The following is a 19357-nucleotide window of genomic DNA, read 5'->3' as shown; positions in this document are numbered from 1 at the left end:
AATGTAAATTAACACATTAGCAAATTATAAAAACTATGAAACAAGAAGAAGACAAATTCACCGGGTTACCCGAGAATGCGTTCAGAGAGTTGAAACCTGGGGAAGTGTACAACCCGTTGATGGGTCCCTCTAAAAATTATCCGGAAGTTAATATCTGGTCAGTAGCATGGGGTATTGCCATGGCAATCCTTTTTTCAGCCGCCGCTGCCTATCTGGGGTTGAAGGTCGGACAGGTATTTGAAGCAGCTATTCCAATTGCGATCATTGCCGTAGGAGTTTCCGGAGCTGCCAAAAGAAAAAATGCGTTGGGCGAAAATGTGATTATCCAGTCTATCGGAGCTTGTTCCGGAGTAATCGTTGCCGGAGCGATCTTCACCCTCCCCGCTCTTTATATTCTCCAAGCTAAATATCCCGAGATGACGGTTACCTTCATGCAGGTATTCATCAGCTCTTTATTGGGTGGCGTATTGGGTATTCTATTCCTGATCCCTTTCCGTAAATACTTCGTCAGCGACATGCATGGAAAATATCCTTTCCCGGAAGCAACAGCCACTACACAGGTGTTGATCTCCGGCGAAAAAGGTGGCAGCCAGGCCAAACCGTTATTGATGGCAGGTATGATCGGTGGATTATATGACTTCATCGTAGCGACATTCGGATGGTGGAACGAGAACTTTACCACCCGTGTTTGCAGTGCCGGAGAAATGCTGGCAGAAAAGGCGAAATTAGTATTCAAGGTAAACACTGGTGCCGCTGTACTTGGTTTGGGATATATCGTCGGACTGAAATATGCTTCCATCATTTGTGCCGGTTCACTGGCTGTGTGGTGGATTATCATTCCGGGAATGTCTGCTATCTGGGGTGACAGTGTACTGAATGCATGGAATCCGGAAATTACCTCTACCGTAGGTATGATGAGTCCGGAAGAAATATTCAAATATTATGCCAAGAGCATCGGTATCGGCGGTATCGCTATGGCAGGTGTGATCGGTATTATCCGTTCCTGGAGCATCATCAAGAGCGCTGTCGGACTGGCAGCCAAAGAGATGGGCGGTAAAGGGAATGTAGAGAAAAGCATTATCCGTACCCAACGGGATCTTTCCATGAAGATTATCGCTATCGGTTCTATCATCACACTGATCTTAATCGTATTATTCTTCTATCTCGATGTCATGCAAGGGAATCTGTTGCATACATTGGTAGCCATTGTTTTGGTTGCCGGCATCTCTTTCCTGTTCACCACAGTAGCAGCTAATGCCATTGCGATTGTTGGTACTAATCCGGTTTCGGGAATGACATTGATGACACTGATTTTGGCTTCCGTAGTGATGGTAGCTGTCGGACTGAAAGGTCCTTCGGGCATGGTTGCCGCATTGGTAATGGGTGGTGTAGTATGTACCGCACTGTCGATGGCAGGAGGTTTTATCACCGACTTGAAGATTGGTTACTGGCTCGGAAGTACGCCTGCCAAACAGGAAACATGGAAGTTCTTGGGAACAATCGTATCGGCTGCAACAGTAGGCGGTGTAATGATTATCCTGAATAAGACATACGGATTTACAAGTGGCGCACTGGCTGCTCCGCAAGCAAATGCGATGGCAGCCGTTATCGAACCGCTGATGAGCGGTGTAGGTGCACCCTGGTTGTTATATGGCATTGGGGCTGTCTTAGCTATTATTCTGACTCTTTGTAAAATTCCTGCATTAGCTTTCGCATTGGGTATGTTTATTCCATTGGAACTGAATGTGCCATTGGTAGTGGGTGGAGCAGTGAATTGGTTTGTTACAACACGTAGCAAAGATGTATCTCTGAATACGGAAAGAGGTGAAAAAGGAACTTTACTGGCATCCGGTTTCATTGCCGGAGGTGCATTGATGGGAGTAATCAGTGCCGCGATGCGCTTTGGTGGAATCAATCTGGTTAATGAGGCATGGTTGAACAATACTTGGTCAGAAGTGTTGGCATTAGGAGCGTATGCCTTACTGATTCTTTACTTTATAAAGGCTTCAATGAAAGTTAAATAAATCATTATGAGGAGACTATTATCCATTATAGTATCACTTGTAACTGCCATATCATTTGCGCAGCAGCCCGTCGAGCTACCTTTGTGGCCCGACGGTGCTCCCAACTCCAGTGGACTAACCGGAGAGGAGCAGGAAACGCGTCCTCATTTTGTCACGAATGTCACGCATCCCACCCTGACGGTCTACCACCCGGAAAAGCCGAATGGAATGGCTATTATCATGTGTCCCGGAGGCGGGTATCGTGGACTGGGCATGGATGGAGAGGGGTATGATATGGCCCCCTGGTTCTGCGGACAAGGTATTACCTATATAGTATTAAAATACCGGATGCCGAACGGACATTGGGAAGTCCCCGTATCAGACGCCGAACAAGCCATTCGCATGGTACGCCAACATGCCAAAGAATGGAATGTTAATCCTTACAAGGTAGGATTAATGGGAGCCTCTGCGGGAGGGCATTTAACTGCTACACTCGCCACTCACTACAATTCGGAAACACGTCCGGACTTTCAGATATTACTTTATCCGGTAGTTACGATGATGCAAGTCACCCGGGGAAATACAAGAACTGCATTGCTCGGCAAAAATTCAACAATGGAACAAATACAGAAGTTTTCCGCCGAATTGCAAGTAACGCCCGATACTCCACAAGCATTTATCGCTCTTACCTCCGACGACCCTTCCGTAGCACCTTACCACGGAGTAAACTATTACCTTGCTTTACAGAAAAACAAGGTTCCGGCAACTCTCCATGTTTATCCTACCGGAGGACATGGCTGGGGATTTCAGGATCATTTTAAATATAAGCAACAATGGACACAGGAATTGGAGAAATGGTTGCGCGACGGCGTTGTATTCCCGGAAAATCCCGAACCCATGTTACGAATCGGAAAATCTTACTTGGGAACTAAATACGTGGCTAACACATTAGATCAAGACGGAGAAGAATCATTAGTGATCCGGACTGATGCCGTAGATTGCCTCACTTTCGTAGAATACACGTTGGCACAGGCACTCGGCTCTTCCTTTGCCGACAATCTGCAAAAAATACGTTATCGGGACGGCATCATCAACGGTTATCCTTCCCGGTTGCATTATACTTCCGAATGGATAGAGAACGGAATCCGCCACGGATTCCTCACCGATATTACTGCCAAAAACAGTGCGCATACCCAGAAAATCTCTCTTTCGTATATGTCTACCCATCCCAAGCAATATAAAAAATTGGCTGATTCGCCGGAAAATGTACGACAAATGGCCGAATATGAAAAAGCAATCTCCGGAAAAGTCGTACATTGGTTGCCGAAAAGCGAACTGCCGGAAGCCGGATTGCCCTGGATCATGAATGGAGACATTATTGCTATTACAACGAAGATGCCCGGACTGGACATTGCTCATGTGGGAATAGCAGAATATAAAGAGGGAAAACTGCACCTGCTGCACGCTTCTTCTACATTGGGAAAAGTAGTTGTCAGCGACGAACCTCTCAATCACATGCTAAACAACAATAAATCATGGACAGGCATACGTGTTGTCCGGATGTCTCACTCTAAAAATAACTGATTATGAAACGAGTAAAACATTTCCTTCTCGCCTCGTGCTTATTCCCCACTTTGCTGGGAGCACAAGAAATGGCAAGCGCCTATTTTCTGGAACTTACTCCGGACGCCCAATCGGCAGGTATGGCAGGTACAGGATTAGCTACCACCGATAACGGTAGTACAGCTATTTTTCATAATGCTTCTACCATCGCTTTCTCACAAGAAGTGATGGGTGCGAGTTATTCATACGCTAAGATCAACCAAGATTATGCGCTACATAGCGCCTCTCTTTTCTACCGGATCGGAAGGGAAGGCATACATGGATTTGCTGTAGGTTTCCGGCATTTCAAAGATCCTAAGGTATTCGATTACCGTCCTCATATCTGGGATTTAGAAGCTGCTTATTTCAGAAATGTAGCCAAAAATCTGTCTCTTTCATTAACGTTCAGATACCTGCAAGCCAAAGCCGCGGAAAACGCAGACAGCAAGAATAGCGTTTGTCTGGACTTCGGCGCGACCTACTATCGCAATATGGCTCTATTGGACGAAATGGCTTCCTGGAGCATTGGTTTCCAAGCTGCCAACTTAGGTAAAAAGCTGGACGGACAAAAGTTACCCGCCAGATTAGGATTGGGAGGTACAATCGACCTGCCATTCAGCATAGAAAACCGTTTGCAAGTGGCTCTCGACTTCAACTATCTGCTCCCCTCTGAAATCCGTCATCTCCAGGCTGGCATAGGAGCTGAATATAATTTCCTGAAATATGGTGTTGTCCGTGCGGGATATCATTTCGGAGACAAAGACAAAGGAGTGGGCAACTACGGCACTCTAGGCTGCGGAATAAACTTCTGGCCGATACGTGCAGATTTCTCATACGCCTTGGCTGATAAAGATTGCTTTATGCGCCGCACCTGGCAACTGGGAGTTGGAATAGTTTTCTAAGCTCCTCTTCGAGGCGTTGCTTCACTTCGTCCATCGGCACATCATGCTTTAATTCCTGACGAAGAGAAGTGACGCCTTTATCTATAAATCCGCAAGGGTGGATATAACTGAAATAACGTAAATCGGTATTCACATTCAGAGCCAGTCCATGCATCGTGACATAATGACTGCTTCTCACTCCGATAGCACAAATCTTACGCGCACGAGGCGTATCACCTTCCAACCAGACTCCTGTCGCTTTCTCCAAACGTCCGGCTTCAATGCCATAAGAAGCACATACCCGAATCACCGCTTCTTCCAACAGATGAACGTACTCTTTCAATCCTAACCGAAATTCTTCCAGGTTTAATATCGGATAACATACCAATTGTCCCGGACCATGATAAGTAATGTCCCCTCCCCGATCAATATGATAAAGGGTGGCATCAATTGCTTTCAGTTGTTCATCACTCAACAGCATATTATTTTCTTTCCCGCTACGTCCTAATGTATAAACATGGGGATGTTCGCACATCACAATACGGTTTTCATAACTCTCGCCCTGAACTTTTGCCCGGACAATATTATCAAACCATTCTGTCTGCCGTTGCCATGCTTCGGCGTATGGTATCAAATTCCAATCAATAAAAAATGTTTTCATAAAAACAAAGGTAAGAAATAAAAAGAAAATGCGTACATTTGTTGGCCTAATATAACACACACAACTATGAAAATGGACTTTCCACAGGTAGACTTGCCTACCGAAGTATTAGCATGGACGAATGTAACAGAAGACATTCTCAATATTTACAAGCAATCTTGTCGGTTGCAAGCATGTATTGTTGCCATCTGTACCGAAGGTTCGATGAAAGCCTCCATCAATCTGCTTGATTACGAAATTCACCCCAATGACTTAATAACATTATTACCGGGAACAATCATTCAGTTTCGGGAGAGAACAGAAAAAGTATGCCTTTGCTTTGCCGGCTTCTCTGCTCATTGTGCCGGACGGATCAATCTCATGAAGAATATTGGTAACGCATATCCCAAACTGATAGAACAGCCGGTAGTTCCTCTTAATGAAGAAGTAGCCAGTTATCTGAAAGACTATTTTGCTCTATTATCACGGGCCAGTTGCAATGAGAACTTCGAAATGGATTCTGAATTGGTCGAATTGTCTCTTCAGACTATCCTGACAAGCATACGACTGATATATCATAAATTTCCGGGCGAAAACAGCAGTTCGAACCGCAAAAAGGAAATCTGCCGGGAACTGATTCAAGCCATCACCGAGAATTATAAAAATGAACGTCGTGCACAGTTCTACGCAGATAAATTAGGTATATCTCTTCAACATCTAAGCACGACTGTGAGACAAGTGACAGGTAAAAGTGTTTTAGATACCATTGCTTATATCGTTATCATGGATGCTAAAGCCAAACTGAAAGGTACCAATATGACTATCCAAGAGATAGCATATTCTCTAAACTTCCCCAGCGCCTCTTTCTTTGGCAAGTATTTCAGACGATATGTAGGAATGACACCATTGGACTTTAGAAACAGATAATTTTCACGAAGAACGATAGAAAATATAAATGGTGAGTTGCAAAACAATGAACGGTGAATAAATTGCGCATTATCCGCAAAGTATTCACCGTCTATTATTTACAGTTCGCTGTTCATAAATGACAGCTAGCCATTCATCGTTTACAGCTTACAGGTTCCTGTCTTTTTATAGTTCATTTCTCATTTTCTTCCCAAGCTCAACGAATTGAGCACTACGCTCACACTGGAGAACGCCATTGCGGCACTTGCCAGCATCGGATTCAATAACAAACCATTCAGAGGGAACAAGATACCGGCAGCAATAGGAATACCGATCAGGTTGTAAATAAACGCCCAGAAAAGATTCTGATGAATCAGTTTGACCGTCTGCTTTGACAACTGGAAGGCTTTAGGAAGCAGCAACAAATCCGATGTCATCAAAGTCACCATAGCCACGTCCATAGCAATATCAGTTCCTTTTCCCATGGCAATGCTGACGTCAGCCAATGCCAGTGCCTGCGAATCATTGATACCATCGCCCACCATCGCAACCTTCTTTCCCTGCATTTGAAGCTCACGTACAAATTCGGCCTTATCGTCTGGTAGAGCGTCGGCAACAAAACGTTCGATTCCTAAACGGGAAGAAACGGCTAGTGCAGTCCGTTGCCCGTCACCCGTCAGCATACAGATGTCAATCTCTTGACGTTTCAGTTCCTTCACTGCTTCGGCAGAAGTAGCCTTTATCGGGTCGGAAACAGCAATGATAGCCAACAACTCATTTTCACGTCCAAAGTAAATGATGCCGTTACCGTCCGATTCATAGTGAACCAGCATTTCAGCCATCACATCGCTTACTGTCGCACTGAAATCTTTCAGGAGTTTATGACTGCCTACCCAGTAAGTATGTCCCTCATACGAGGCTTTAATTCCTTTTCCCGTAATGCTTTCAAAGCTATCCAACGCGGCAGGTTTTATTTTTTCCTCGTCCTGAAGCGCAGAGACAATAACGCCGGCAAGCGGATGCTCCGATTTCATTTCCGCAGCTAAAAGTACATCTTTGAAATATGGTTCCTGCGACTGCGCCCATAACCATCCGGTAGCTGTAGGATGTCCTTCAGTCAGTGTTCCCGTTTTATCCAGAACAACGACATCTACTTTGCGCATTTGTTCCAAAGCCACTGCATCTTTAATCAGAATATGCTGGCTGGCAGCTTTACCTATACCCACCATCAACGCAGTAGGTGTAGCAAGCCCCAAAGCACATGGACAAGCAATGACAAGAACAGAAACAGCCGACAAAATACCATAAGAGATATATTCACTACCACCAATGGTAACCCACAATACAAATGTCAGAATGGCAATGCCTAACACGACAGGTACAAAAATCCCCGTAATACGATCGACAATGCGTTGCACGGGAGCTTTGCTGCCCTGTGCTTCCTGCACCATAGCGATAATACGGGCAAGCACGGTTTCACTGCCTACCTGTGCGGCACGAATGATAAATGAACCACGCTGGTTGATCGTTCCTGCCAATACTTTATCACCTTTCTTCTTTTCTATCGGAACCGGCTCACCGCTAATCATACTCTCATCGACATACGAGTCGCCTTCGGAAAGCTGACCGTCCACAGGTATTTGCTCTCCCGGGCGTACAACCACCAAATCACCTACCTGGAGTTTTTCAATCAAGATCTCCTCCTCCACTCCATTGCGCAGAACGCGAGCCGCTTTAGGCTGCATTCCCATCAACTTACGAATGGCTGTTGAGGTATTTCCTTTGGCACGTTCCTCCATCAACTTTCCGGTAAGAACAAAAGCGATAATAACCGCAGAAGCCTCATAATAGACATGCGGTTCCAATCCGCGGTCATACCAGAATTCGGGAAAGAAAGCGTTGAACAGACTGAACAGAAAAGCAATGGAAGTACTAAGCGCAACCAAAGTATCCATATTACTCCGTCCTAATTTAGCCTGTTTCCAGGCTCCGGTGAAGAAACCACCTCCGAAAAAGACCATAACAGGGATAGCAAGTACCATTTGAATCTCATTAGAATATGGCACATGCATCAGTATCATGGAATATACCAATAACGGTACTACCAAAATCCACGCACCAATCACCTTCCACTTCAAACGAGTGTAACGCTTATGCCGTTCCTCTTCCCGGCGTTCTTCTTTGTGAGCTTCTTCCACAATCAAATCATAACCTGCCGCAAGCACAGCCGCACGGATTTCTCCTGGAGTCAACTGATCTTTCTCATAAGAAACGGTCAACGTATTGGTAGCAAAATTAACGGAAGCTTCAACGACTCCCGGTAATTTTTTCACTGTTTTTTCTACATTATTGGCACATCCTGCACAATGCATATTAAGCACAGGAAATGCCTTTTTTATTGTGTTACCCATATAATTATTATTTATGGTCTTCCCTTCCTCCCGGAAAGGAGTCGGGGAAGAACCATTGTTTGTTTATAGAAACAAGCTAATACAGGTATTTGTTCAATTACTTCTTATCAGTCTTCTGATCGTCTTTCTTTGTTTCTTTTACAAATTCAGCTTCATAATTGAACTTGTTAAATCCTGCTCGCAAGTTCTTTACATTCGTTTTTTCAGCATCATACGTGATAGTCACCATTTTAGTTTTTACTTCGGTCGCAATATCCTTCAATCCTTTTTCAAAACGCATATTGTCCTTTACTTTCTTTTCGCATTTCTCACAATGCATCTGGGACACTTTGAATACGACTACACGAATATCTTTTGCCAATACAGCTGTTACACTCAAAAGAGCCACCACGCAAGTGGCCATCCATCTTTTTGTTCTCATTTTTCTTATCAGTTTAAAATTAGTATTCTTTATTTTCTATGCGATCGTTTCTCTACTCACCATTCCTAGCTAAATTAAAACGTATTCCGATATATCCTTTTGCCCCGTGTACCGGTCCCCATATCATAGTGGAATCAAAGTTGCTTCCCCAAGGATTTGCCGCATCAATAATCGGATTCTTTTGTTTGAAATTGGTCAGATTCTCGCCTCCTACATAGATAGACCAGCGGCGGAAGTAACGTGTCACCTGTAAGCTCAACTGCTCAAAACTACCATAACGACGTTCCCAGGACAACTGTCCATCTCCCAATTCATAAGGAGTAGGCATTCTACCTCCACCATTCAGTTGCAGTGTTGCATCAAACTGCCAAATCCCCAGTGGAGTCTGGTAAGAAGCAGTGAGCAAGCCTTTGTATTTGCTAGTTAGAGGTTTCTCCATTCGCACCCCCTTGTAAGTTGTTTTTGCATCCGTAAGTCGGTAAGCTCCTGTCAAGGTAAATCCTTTGAAGAAAGGATAACTTGCTTCCACCTGGAATACATGCGAGTAAGAACGTCCATTCAAATTATAGAAAGCCACTTCATGAGGGTTGCTATCCATATCCACTATTACTTGTTTCAAGAAATCCGTGTAATAGTATTCCGCATTTACATTCAGCGTTTTGCCGAATACAGGAATATAAGTAGATACACTGGCACCATAATTCCATGCTTCTTCCATATCCAGATTTTTAGCAATTTCTACCTTCCGACTACTGGAAAGGAGATAATTGTTTTCTGCCAGCACATGATTGGTACGATACCCTTTTCCGGCAGAAAGACGGAAGTTCACATAATCATTCGGATTGTATTTAAGATGTGCACGCGGAGTCACAAAGAAACCATGTTCGTTGCTATAATCCCCACGCAACCCCGCCATTACCATCCATTTATCATTCAGGTTCAATGTATATTGCACGTATGCACCGGGAACAGCTTCCTTTTCAAAGGCTTTGAGAGGATTATCCGTATTATTTTCCAAACGATAATGCTGGTCGTAGGCGTCATAATTGAAACTTAATCCTGCAGAAAAACTGTTCTGCGGATTAAATTCCGTTTCAAACATCAGCGAAGCATAAACGTTTGTTTGATCCACATTATACAGTTTGCGTCCATACGTAGCATCCTGTTTGTGCAAAGTAGTGGAAAGAATCAAAGCCAGATTCGTATTCTTCTCCTTATTAAATATGTAAGCATTCTTGGTGAAGAATTCATAACGTTCTGTATCAATCCCCACTTTATATAAATCACCGGAGTGTATTGCCCCTCCATGATTGGCCTGTCCGCTGGTACGTGTTTCGGAAAGAGCTTTGATACCTGCCTGAAAAACATAATGGTCGCCCATATATGCCCATCGGTTCCACACATTATACTGCTCTACTTGAGGAATATCCACAAATCCGTCATCATTACCATCATGAGCTTTGGTCTCATTTTCATAATGTGCTAGCAGAGAAGTACTCCATCGTTTGGAAATTTTTAATGTAGCATCTGCATTGGCTTCATACCGGTTGGTAGTGCTTGCAAAAAGATTGGCAGATACCCAGTCGGCTTCCGGCAACTGCGGCTTCTTAAATTCCACGTTAATCTGTCCTGTGATGGCTTCATAACCATTCTTTACTGAAGATGTTCCCTTGGAAACTTGTATACTCTGCATCCACGGACCGGGAACATAACCTAATCCATAAGGAGAAGCTGCCCCACGATAATTCGGAATGTTTTCCGTCAACATCTGCACATAAGTGCCAGACAGTCCCAACAATTTAATCTGCTTGGCCCCTGTTGCTGCATCAGAATAGCTCACATCTACCGAAGGATTGGTCACAAAACTTTCACCTAGATTACAACAAGCAGCTCTACTCAATTCAGCACTGCTTATCATATCTTCATTCATCACGCTACTGCGTAATTTCATCGTCCCCAGTTTGCGAGTGACAATATTCACCTCATTCAATTCCACTCCATCACGAAGCACAATATCCAACTGCTGATTTTTGCTGCTCACATGAATGGTATCATTCTGGAAACCAATAAAACTAATTATTAACATGTGGCTTTTGGAAGGTTTTGCAATAGAAAAACTACCATCTTCCTTAGTTGTCACTCCTTGTCCTGTATTCATCCAGAATACATTTGCACCTGGAATAGCCTCCCCCGTACTATCTTTTACCGTTCCCCGTACTTGCGCATATAGATTACCGGCAAATAACAGGAACAGTCCTATTATCATATATTTCATTCTTTCTAAAGTTACTTTCGAGATACAAAATTAATTCATTTCTCATGCAACTTAGTTGCATTCAGTTCCGCTTTACTTCCATATTCAATAGAAAGCAAAGTAATAAATAAGAAAGAAATAGTGGCTAAATAATATAAGTGGAATATAGCGCCAGCTTCTGCCTCGAACAGAGAGGTGGCGGAGAAGTCAGACTATCATATTCTACCGGTTTATCCGCATAGGTCGGAGTCAACAGATAGCAAAAATGCTCACACGAAAGATCGACTACTAAAGTTGATATTGTCAGTTCAGTAGTATGTTTCATCAAATCGAGCTTATAGATAGTAGCTGTACAACCTTTATCTTTACAACCTTTTTTTGAATCACAAGTATGGGCCTTTTTACACTTCGGACAGCCTGTATCACAACAACTCTGCACTGTTTCACAACGGGCACAGCAATAACGCACAATGGAGACTCCACCTCCTGAATAGATAATCAGGAGAGAAAGGATAAGTGCTGTTATGTAGGCTAGTCTTTTCATTTCAGAGGACAAAGATAAGAATAAAAACAGATTTTCCTATATTTTTTCGTAATTAAGATTCAATCAATCCGTTACAGATTCATTCTCTTTCCTTTATTTGGCTATTTTAGAGTCATATCAGCACTATTTAACTCTTTTTACTCAACAATAAAACCTATCTTTGCCCCAATAAATTCTCTGATTTTTAAGTAAACGCTATGCTTACATATTTACTCATCATTATCACTCTTTATCTGGCAGGTAATGCCTACATATTTATCAGAGCAAAGCAAGCTCTGAAAGTTAAATCTCTCGGAGTAAAAATATTCCTGACCGTTTTATTCTGGATATGTGCTTTATCCTTTTTCGGCACGATGCTAACTCGTAACCTTGAGATGCCTGTCTTTATCTCCCATTCAATGTACACCATTGGAACAAGTTGGTTGATATTTACTCTATACATGGCATTATTCTTGCTTTTGTTTGATATCTTGAAATTATTCAAAGTTGTCTACAAATATAGGTTCTATCTGTCTTTAGTGTTCACGTTGGGATTGCTGGGATGTGGGGTATATAACTATCATCACCCGGAAACCAATGTAGTCAGCATTTTAACCAATAAACGATATGAAGATACTCCCCAAGCAATTAAAATCGTCGCAATCAGCGATGTTCACTTGGGAAATGGTACAGGGAAAGCTGCATTAAAAAAATATGTGGAAATGATAAATGCGCAGCATCCCGACCTGATACTGATTAGTGGTGACTTGATTGATAATAGCGTCGTACCTCTTTATACAGAGAATATGGCGGAAGAATTAGCTAACTTGAAAGCTCCTATGGGTATCTATATGGTTCTCGGCAATCACGAATACATTAGCGGTATCGATGAAAGTATCCGATATATTAAAAGCACTCAAATACAATTATTGCGCGATTCAGTAGTTACACTTCCCAACGGCATACAACTGATAGGACGTGATGACCGTCATAACCGCAAGCGTCATTCCCTGCAAGAGTTAATGGTGAATATCGATAAAAGCAAACCTATCATTTTATTGGATCATCAACCTTTTGATTTGGAAAAAACGGAAGCTGCCGGCATCGACCTGCAATTCAGTGGGCATACACACCACGGACAAATATGGCCTATTAATTGGGTGACCGATTATATCTTCGAGCAAAGCCACGGTTATCGCCAATGGGGAAACAGTCACGTGTATGTATCTTCCGGATTGTCTCTTTGGGGACCACCCTTCAGAATAGGAACGCATAGTGAAATGGTTATTTTCAATTTTCAATGAATATTATGCAGTTTTGTCACATATGTTACAGTTTCCAAGCAATCTCTGCCCTATCTTTGCAGAAAAAAGATTATGGAACAATTACATGCTCATGAAGTCCTCCACATGATGGAAGGAAATAGCTACTCGGAATCATCATTGCGGGAAGCAATCATTAAGAAGTTTGGCTCACAGCAACGTTTTTATGCTTGCTCGGCAGAAAACATGGATGTAGATACCCTTATCGAATTTCTGAAAATGAAAGGGAAATTTATGCCTGCTGAAGATGGATTCACAGTAGATATCACTAAAGTTTGCAAGCATTGATTGGCGGATAATATCCGCCAATCCCATTTTTGGGGATAAATAGCTGCATTTTTTTCTGTTTTTATTAGCCCGATTCACGAATTTCATCTATATTTGTCAATAGTGAATGATAAAATAAATGTTGAATTTACAGAAAAAACGGGTATGAAAAAACAATATGTCAGTCTGCTTGCAATTATACTTTCGGTAAGCGGCTTTTTGTTTTCTTGTCATGACAAGATGAACAAAAACACAGGTGCGTTACAGTTTGATAGCATTCAAGTGAATAAGACAGCTCACCTCTTCAATGATACAGCCAAACCGGCCTGCAATATTATTATTAATTTTGCTTATCCGATAAAATCATCGGATGATATGCTGAAAGACAGTCTGAATACTTATTTCATTTCGGCTTGTTTCGGAGATAAATACATCGGCGAAAAACCGGAAGAAGTTGTAAAGCAATATACCGAGAATTATATCAGCGAATACCGTCGCGATCTCGAGCCTATGTATACCGAAGATGAGAAAGACAAGGAAGACGAATCTTCCATCGGTGCCTGGTATTCTTATTATAAAGGTATAGAAAGCCATGTGCAACTGTATGATAAAGATCTACTTGTATATCGCATCGACTATAACGAATATACCGGAGGTGCACATGGAATTTACATGGCAACTTATTTAAATATGGACCTCACCCTGATGCGTCCGCTCCGCCTCGATGATATTTTTGTCGGAGACTACAAAGACGCCTTGACCGACCTGATCTGGAATCAGCTCATGGCAGATAACAAAGTGACCACTCACGAAGCATTGGAAGACATGGGATATGCTTCAACCGGTGACATCACTCCGACAGAGAATTTCTACCTAAGCAAAGAAGGAGTCACCTTCTATTATAATGTATACGATATCACTCCTTATTCTATGGGACCTGTAAAGGTAACAATCCCATTTGCTATGATGGAACATCTATTAGGCAGTAACCCGATTCTAGGAGAACTGAAAAATTAAAAATCATAAAAAGCTGAACACCAATGAATATCCTGTTGTTATCACTTCCATGTGACAGAATAGGATATTCATCCACATCTATCATTCAAAACTTATAATTCAAAATTCAAACAGTGGAAATCATACTGAAATATTTTCCTGATCTGACGGAAGAGCAGCGCAAACAATTTGCAGCTCTATACGACCTCTACACTGACTGGAATTCAAAAATCAACGTTATCTCCCGCAAGGACATTGAGAATTTATATGAGCATCACGTGCTCCATTCATTAGGCATTGCCAAAGTCATCCAATTCCGCCCCGGAACCAGCATCATGGACTTGGGTACAGGAGGAGGTTTTCCCGGCATTCCTTTAGCAATCCTGTTTCCCGAGGTAAAATTCCACCTCGTAGACAGTATCGGCAAAAAAGTACGTGTAGCAACCGAAGTGGCAAATGCCATCGGACTGAAAAATGTGACTTTCCGCCATGCCCGTGCAGAAGAGGAGAAACGAACGTTCGACTTTGTTGTCAGCCGTGCCGTAATGCCTTTGGCGGATTTGATTAAGATTATTAAAAAGAATATCTCTTCGAAACAACAGAATGCATTGCCCAACGGACTTATCTGTCTCAAAGGCGGTGAACTGGAGCATGAAACAATGCCGTTCAAACATAAAACGGTCATTCATAGCTTGAGCGACAACTTCGAGGAAGAGTTCTTTAAAACAAAAAAAGTGGTATATGTTCCGATTTAAACAAGACTATATGTTCTGATAGATGATAAATCATAGAGAAACCATGAAAATAAAAAGATTTGAATTTAATATGTTTCCCGTAAATTGCTACGTATTATGGGATGACACTAAAGAAGCAGTCGTAATTGATCCGGGCTGTTTCTATGAAGAAGAAAAGCAGGCACTGAAAAAGTTCATTCTTACCAATGAACTGAATGTAAAGCATCTGCTGAATACTCATTTACACCTGGATCATATCTTCGGAAATCCGTTCATGCTGAAAGAATTCGGGTTATCGGCAGAAGCAAACAAAGCAGACGAGTATTGGATTGACGAAGCACCGAAACAAAGCAGAATGTTTGGTTTTCAGTTGCAGGAAGAACCTGTACCACTGGGCAAATACCTGCACGACGGAGATATCATCACTTTCGGACATACCAAACTGGAAGCAATACACGTACCCGGACATTCACCCGGCAGTTTGGTGTACTATTGCAAAGAAGACAACTGCATGTTCTCTGGTGACGTTCTGTTCCAAGGTAGCATCGGCCGCGCTGATCTCACAGGAGGCAACTTCGATGAACTGATAGAGCATATTTGCAGCCGTTTATTTGTTCTTCCCAACGAAACAGTCGTTTATCCGGGACATGGAGCTCCCACGACTATCGGAATGGAGAAAGCTGAAAACCCATTTTTTAGATAATAAAAAATAAGTATCAAGCATCAAGTATTAGGTATTAACAAGGCAAATCGCCCATTAACTACAGTAATACTTAATACTTGATACTTCATACTCGATACTTTAATACTTGATTATTATGAAAACCGATTTGTTAGCTAGCCGTCACATCGGCATCAATGAACAAGATACAGCCATAATGCTCCGCAAAATTGGCGTGAACTCACTGGACGAACTGATTAATCAGACAATTCCCGCCAATATACGGCTGAAAGAGCCGCTTGCATTGACTAGTCCGCTGACGGAATACGAATTTGGAAAACACATCGCTGAACTGGCAGCTAAAAACAAACTATATACCACATATATCGGTTTGGGATGTTACAACACGATCACCCCGGCTGTTATCCAGCGGAATGTATTTGAAAACCCGGTATGGTATACTTCTTACACTCCGTACCAGACAGAGGTATCGCAAGGACGTCTGGAAGCATTGATGAATTTCCAGACAGCCGTATGTGATCTTACTGCCATGCCACTCGCCAACTGCTCACTTCTGGACGAAGCAACTGCCGCCGCCGAAGCCGTAAGCATGATGTATGCCTTACGCTCCCGCGCGCAACAGAAAGCCAATGCGAACGTAGTCTTCGTAGACGAGAATATTTTTCCGCAGACATTAGCTGTCATGACTACACGTGCCGTACCTCAAGGCATCGAACTACGTGTAGGTAAATATAAAGATTTTGAACCTTCACCGGAAGTGTTTGCCTGTATTCTGCAATATCCGAACTCACATGGAAACGTAGAGGACTATTCTGAATTTACCGAAAAAGCACATGCCGCAGACTGCAAAGTAGCTGTTGCCGCTGATATTTTAAGTCTCGCCCTGCTAACTCCTCCGGGAGAATGGGGAGCAGATATTGTATTCGGAACCACACAACGCTTGGGTACCCCAATGTTCTATGGCGGTCCATCGGCTGCTTTCTTTGCTACCAAAGACGAATACAAGCGGAATATGCCGGGACGAATCATCGGATGGTCTAAAGACAAATATGGCAAACTCTGCTACCGCATGGCTTTACAGACACGTGAACAACATATCAAACGGGAAAAAGCAACTTCAAATATCTGTACTGCACAAGCATTATTAGCTACTATGGCAGGCTTTTACGCCGTTTATCACGGTCAGGAGGGTATCACTACAATTGCATCACGTATACACAGCATTACTGTATTTCTTGAAAAGCAATTAAAGAAATGCGGATATACACAAGTCAACGCTCAATACTTTGACACCTTACGTTTCGAATTGCCCGAACACGTTTCGGCACAGCAAATCCGCACGATAGCACTTACCAAAGAAGTTAATCTGCGCTATTATGAAAATGGCAATGTTGGTTTCAGCATTGACGAAACAACAGATGTGGCAGCTGCCAATGTGTTGCTCTCGATTTTTGCCATTGCCGCCGGAAAAGATTACCAGAAAGTAGACGACATTCCGGAAAGAAGCAACATCGACAAGGATTTAAAACGTACAACTCCTTTCCTGACACATGAAGTATTCAGCAAGTATCACACGGAAACAGAGATGATGCGTTACATCAAACGTCTGGACCGCAAAGATATTTCTCTTGCACAATCCATGATTTCCCTCGGTTCATGTACAATGAAGCTGAATGCAGCCGCAGAAATGTTGCCTTTAAGCCGTCCCGAGTTTATAGGTATGCACCCGCTGGTTCCGGAAGACCAAGCAGAAGGTTATCGTGAATTAATTAAGAACCTAAGTGAAGATTTGAAAATTATCACCGGGTTTGCAGGGGTCAGCCTACAACCCAATTCGGGTGCTGCAGGAGAATATGCAGGCCTTCGTGTGATTCGCGCCTATCTCGAAAGTATCGGTCAGGGACACCGTAACAAAGTCTTGATTCCAGCTTCGGCTCACGGAACAAATCCTGCGTCTGCTATACAGGCAGGCTTCGTAACTGTTACCTGTGCATGCGACGAGCAGGGGAATGTAGAAATGGCTGACCTACGTGTAAAAGCTGAAGAAAATAAAGATGAATTGGCTGCACTGATGATTACTTATCCTTCTACACATGGTATCTTCGAGACCGAGATAAAAGAGATTTGCGACATCATTCACGCCTGTGGTGCACAAGTATATATGGACGGAGCCAACATGAATGCACAGGTAGGATTAACCAATCCGGGATTCATCGGTGCAGATGTCTGTCACTTGAATCTTCATAAAACATTCGCTTCCCCTCATGGTGGCGGAGGTCCGGGAGTCGGTCCTATCTGCGTAGCCGAACATTTGGTTCCTTTCCTTCCCGGACACGGAATCTTCGGCAATTCACAAAATCAAGTATCGGCAGCTCCATTCGGCAGTGCAGGTATTCTGCCTATCACATACGGATATATCCGCATGATGGGTGCAGAAGGACTGACACAGGCAACTAAAATTGCGATCCTGAACGCTAATTATCTGGCTACTTGTCTGAAAGATACGTATGGAGTTGTTTATCGGGGAGCCAACGGTTTCGTAGGGCACGAAATGATTCTGGAATGCCGGAAAGTACATGAAGAAGCAGGAATCTCGGAGAATGATATTGCCAAACGCCTGATGGATTACGGTTATCATGCTCCTACCCTCTCCTTCCCCGTCCACGGTACGTTGATGATTGAACCAACAGAAAGTGAAAGTCTGGCAGAACTAGACAATTTCGTAGATGTCATGCTGAATATCTGGAAAGAAATTCAAGAAGTGAAAAATGGCGAAGCGGATAAAGATGATAATGTATTGATTAATGCTCCTCATCCAGAATATGAAATTGTAAGTGATCGTTGGGAGCACTCATATACACGCGAGAAAGCAGCTTATCCTATAGAAAGTGTACGTGATAATAAATTCTGGATAAATGTAGCTCGCGTAGATAACACCTTGGGAGACCGTAAGCTACTACCCACTCGCTATGGTACTTTCGAGTAAAAAGAGGTCTATCCAAAGAGATTTCTAGAGCACTGTCTCTTAAAAAATCACCTCACAAAATAATTCCGGGACTCACATACGTTAAGTCCCGGAATTATTTTTATCAGACAAGAGGCTGTATTCTATCTAACGATAGTTATTGTATTAACCTTTACCTTTTTCTCTTTCATTGGAATCTTCGAATCAGGATAACCTAAAGCTACACAACCGTAGACTTTATGATTGGCAGGAACACCTAAAGCAGTAATAAATTCACGAACCTCCGGATCATCACATGTTGTCCCCAACTGATTGATCCAACAAGAGCCGATACCTAAAGACTGGGCAGCCAAGAACATATTTTCTATGGCACAAGCACAATCCATACCAGCCCACCATTGAGTAGGCTCATTAGATACAATCACTAAAGTCGGAGCATGATAATAGCAACAATAAGTCTTACTATGCCCACGTTCCTGCAAACGAGAATCATCGCTTTTTGCAAAAGCCCCTTTAATCCGTTCATTCAGTTCTGTCAACTTATCCATATTTTGAATAGCTGTAAAATGCCATGTTTCCAGATGCATTCCACTTGGTGCATAAGTTGCAGCTTCCAAAATAGCCTGCAAATCCTCTTCTGAAACTTGCTGGCCAGTATAAGCCCGTACGCTACGGCGTGCTTTAATGTTCTCTAAAACGGTTCTTCGTCAAATTTGGTGGTAATCTCTTTTTTATTTCAACTGTCTTCTT

16 protein-coding genes are annotated in these 19357 nt (G+C 42.8%); 10 read left to right on the top strand and 6 right to left on the bottom strand.

Annotation, left to right across the window (positions count from 1 at the left end):
• The first annotated feature begins 35 nt into the window (after window positions 1–35).
• Genes DWZ47_RS21510 through DWZ47_RS21500 form a run of 3 tightly spaced genes read left to right on the top strand, consistent with a single transcriptional unit; the run spans window position 36 to window position 4507 of the window.
• Window positions 36–2024, top strand: coding sequence for an OPT family oligopeptide transporter (locus tag DWZ47_RS21510; RefSeq protein ID WP_117514634.1), 1989 nt, complete (start codon window positions 36–38; stop codon window positions 2022–2024).
• 6 nt (window positions 2025–2030) lie between these two features.
• A complete protein-coding gene (locus tag DWZ47_RS21505) occupies window positions 2031–3587 on the top strand; it encodes an N-acetylmuramoyl-L-alanine amidase-like domain-containing protein (protein ID WP_117514633.1) in 1557 nt (518 codons plus the stop codon).
• Window positions 3588–3589: 2 nt separating this feature from the next.
• Entirely contained in the window at window positions 3590–4507 is a 918-nt protein-coding gene (locus tag DWZ47_RS21500) for a PorV/PorQ family protein (RefSeq protein WP_117514631.1), read from the top strand.
• Here DWZ47_RS21500 and lipB read toward each other — a convergent pair.
• The gene (gene lipB / locus DWZ47_RS21495) at window positions 4464–5147 is read right to left on the bottom strand and encodes a lipoyl(octanoyl) transferase LipB (protein ID WP_117514629.1); all 684 of its coding nucleotides are present in this window, start codon (window positions 5145–5147) and stop codon (window positions 4464–4466) included. The two genes, DWZ47_RS21500 and lipB, sit on opposite strands and share 44 nt — an antisense overlap.
• Window positions 5148–5213: 66 nt before the next feature.
• Between lipB and DWZ47_RS21490 the strand changes: the two genes are divergently transcribed.
• The gene (locus DWZ47_RS21490) at window positions 5214–6053 is read left to right on the top strand and encodes a helix-turn-helix domain-containing protein (RefSeq protein ID WP_004300415.1); all 840 of its coding nucleotides are present in this window, start codon (window positions 5214–5216) and stop codon (window positions 6051–6053) included.
• Between the two features lie 179 nt (window positions 6054–6232).
• On the opposite strand, the gene DWZ47_RS21485 is transcribed toward DWZ47_RS21490, so the two are convergent.
• The 4 genes from DWZ47_RS21485 to DWZ47_RS21470 all read right to left on the bottom strand — a co-directional run bounded on the left by DWZ47_RS21485 (window position 6233) and on the right by DWZ47_RS21470 (window position 11662).
• The gene (locus tag DWZ47_RS21485) at window positions 6233–8443 is read right to left on the bottom strand and encodes a heavy metal translocating P-type ATPase (RefSeq protein ID WP_117514627.1); all 2211 of its coding nucleotides are present in this window, start codon (window positions 8441–8443) and stop codon (window positions 6233–6235) included.
• 97 nt (window positions 8444–8540) lie between these two features.
• Window positions 8541–8864 (bottom strand): heavy-metal-associated domain-containing protein, encoded by a 324-nt coding sequence (locus DWZ47_RS21480; protein WP_117514625.1) that lies wholly within the window; start codon window positions 8862–8864, stop codon window positions 8541–8543.
• Between the two features lie 52 nt (window positions 8865–8916).
• Entirely contained in the window at window positions 8917–11139 is a 2223-nt protein-coding gene (locus DWZ47_RS21475) for a TonB-dependent receptor (RefSeq protein WP_117514623.1), read from the bottom strand.
• Window positions 11140–11263: 124 nt separating this feature from the next.
• Window positions 11264–11662: a hypothetical protein gene (locus DWZ47_RS21470; RefSeq protein ID WP_117514677.1), complete on the bottom strand. Its 399-nt coding sequence runs from the start codon at window positions 11660–11662 to the stop codon at window positions 11264–11266.
• Between the two features lie 197 nt (window positions 11663–11859).
• On the opposite strand from DWZ47_RS21470, the gene DWZ47_RS21465 reads away from it, so the two are divergent.
• The 6 genes from DWZ47_RS21465 (at window position 11860) to gcvP (ending at window position 18628) form a co-directional block, all read left to right on the top strand.
• Window positions 11860–12945, top strand: a complete 1086-nt coding sequence (locus DWZ47_RS21465; protein ID WP_004306295.1) for a metallophosphoesterase — start codon at window positions 11860–11862, stop codon at window positions 12943–12945.
• A 72-nt stretch (window positions 12946–13017) separates the two neighbouring features.
• On the top strand, window positions 13018–13251 hold the full coding sequence (locus tag DWZ47_RS21460) for a YecH family metal-binding protein (protein ID WP_004306297.1): 234 nt from the start codon (window positions 13018–13020) through the stop codon (window positions 13249–13251).
• 144 nt (window positions 13252–13395) lie between these two features.
• Window positions 13396–14247: an RsiV family protein gene (locus DWZ47_RS21455; protein ID WP_004306299.1), complete on the top strand. Its 852-nt coding sequence runs from the start codon at window positions 13396–13398 to the stop codon at window positions 14245–14247.
• 113 nt (window positions 14248–14360) lie between these two features.
• Window positions 14361–14981, top strand: a complete 621-nt coding sequence (gene rsmG / locus DWZ47_RS21450) for a 16S rRNA (guanine(527)-N(7))-methyltransferase RsmG (RefSeq protein WP_004300406.1) — start codon at window positions 14361–14363, stop codon at window positions 14979–14981.
• 43 nt (window positions 14982–15024) lie between these two features.
• Window positions 15025–15663 (top strand): MBL fold metallo-hydrolase, encoded by a 639-nt coding sequence (locus tag DWZ47_RS21445; protein ID WP_004311627.1) that lies wholly within the window; start codon window positions 15025–15027, stop codon window positions 15661–15663.
• A 115-nt stretch (window positions 15664–15778) separates the two neighbouring features.
• Window positions 15779–18628: an aminomethyl-transferring glycine dehydrogenase gene (gcvP, locus tag DWZ47_RS21440; protein ID WP_117514621.1), complete on the top strand. Its 2850-nt coding sequence runs from the start codon at window positions 15779–15781 to the stop codon at window positions 18626–18628.
• A 122-nt stretch (window positions 18629–18750) separates the two neighbouring features.
• On the opposite strand, the gene DWZ47_RS21435 is transcribed toward gcvP, so the two are convergent.
• Window positions 18751–19293, bottom strand: coding sequence for a nitroreductase family protein (locus DWZ47_RS21435; protein ID WP_117514619.1), 543 nt, complete (start codon window positions 19291–19293; stop codon window positions 18751–18753).
• Window positions 19294–19357: the final 64 nt, after the last annotated feature.

The sequence above is a fragment of the Bacteroides sp. AF32-8BH genome, assembly GCF_003435205.1.
Taxonomy (GTDB): Bacteria; Bacteroidota; Bacteroidia; order Bacteroidales; family Bacteroidaceae; genus Bacteroides; species Bacteroides ovatus.
The sequence above is the reverse complement of the archived record's forward strand: the minus strand, read 5'-3'. Positions and strand labels throughout refer to the sequence as shown.

Bases quoted from the DNA above. Each gene is read 5' to 3' on its own strand.
- DWZ47_RS21510 (WP_117514634.1), top strand. From the start codon at position 36: ATGAAACAAGAAGAAGACAAATTCACCGGGTTACCCGAGAATGCGTTC.
- DWZ47_RS21505 (WP_117514633.1), top strand. From the start codon at position 2,031: ATGAGGAGACTATTATCCATTATAGTATCACTTGTAACTGCCATATCA.
- DWZ47_RS21500 (WP_117514631.1), top strand. From the start codon at position 3,590: ATGAAACGAGTAAAACATTTCCTTCTCGCCTCGTGCTTATTCCCCACT.
- lipB (WP_117514629.1), bottom strand. From the start codon at position 5,147: ATGAAAACATTTTTTATTGATTGGAATTTGATACCATACGCCGAAGCA.
- DWZ47_RS21490 (WP_004300415.1), top strand. From the start codon at position 5,214: ATGAAAATGGACTTTCCACAGGTAGACTTGCCTACCGAAGTATTAGCA.
- DWZ47_RS21485 (WP_117514627.1), bottom strand. From the start codon at position 8,443: ATGGGTAACACAATAAAAAAGGCATTTCCTGTGCTTAATATGCATTGT.
- DWZ47_RS21480 (WP_117514625.1), bottom strand. From the start codon at position 8,864: ATGAGAACAAAAAGATGGATGGCCACTTGCGTGGTGGCTCTTTTGAGT.
- DWZ47_RS21475 (WP_117514623.1), bottom strand. From the start codon at position 11,139: ATGAAATATATGATAATAGGACTGTTCCTGTTATTTGCCGGTAATCTA.
- DWZ47_RS21470 (WP_117514677.1), bottom strand. From the start codon at position 11,662: ATGAAAAGACTAGCCTACATAACAGCACTTATCCTTTCTCTCCTGATT.
- DWZ47_RS21465 (WP_004306295.1), top strand. From the start codon at position 11,860: ATGCTTACATATTTACTCATCATTATCACTCTTTATCTGGCAGGTAAT.
- DWZ47_RS21460 (WP_004306297.1), top strand. From the start codon at position 13,018: ATGGAACAATTACATGCTCATGAAGTCCTCCACATGATGGAAGGAAAT.
- DWZ47_RS21455 (WP_004306299.1), top strand. From the start codon at position 13,396: ATGAAAAAACAATATGTCAGTCTGCTTGCAATTATACTTTCGGTAAGC.
- DWZ47_RS21445 (WP_004311627.1), top strand. From the start codon at position 15,025: ATGAAAATAAAAAGATTTGAATTTAATATGTTTCCCGTAAATTGCTAC.
- gcvP (WP_117514621.1), top strand. From the start codon at position 15,779: ATGAAAACCGATTTGTTAGCTAGCCGTCACATCGGCATCAATGAACAA.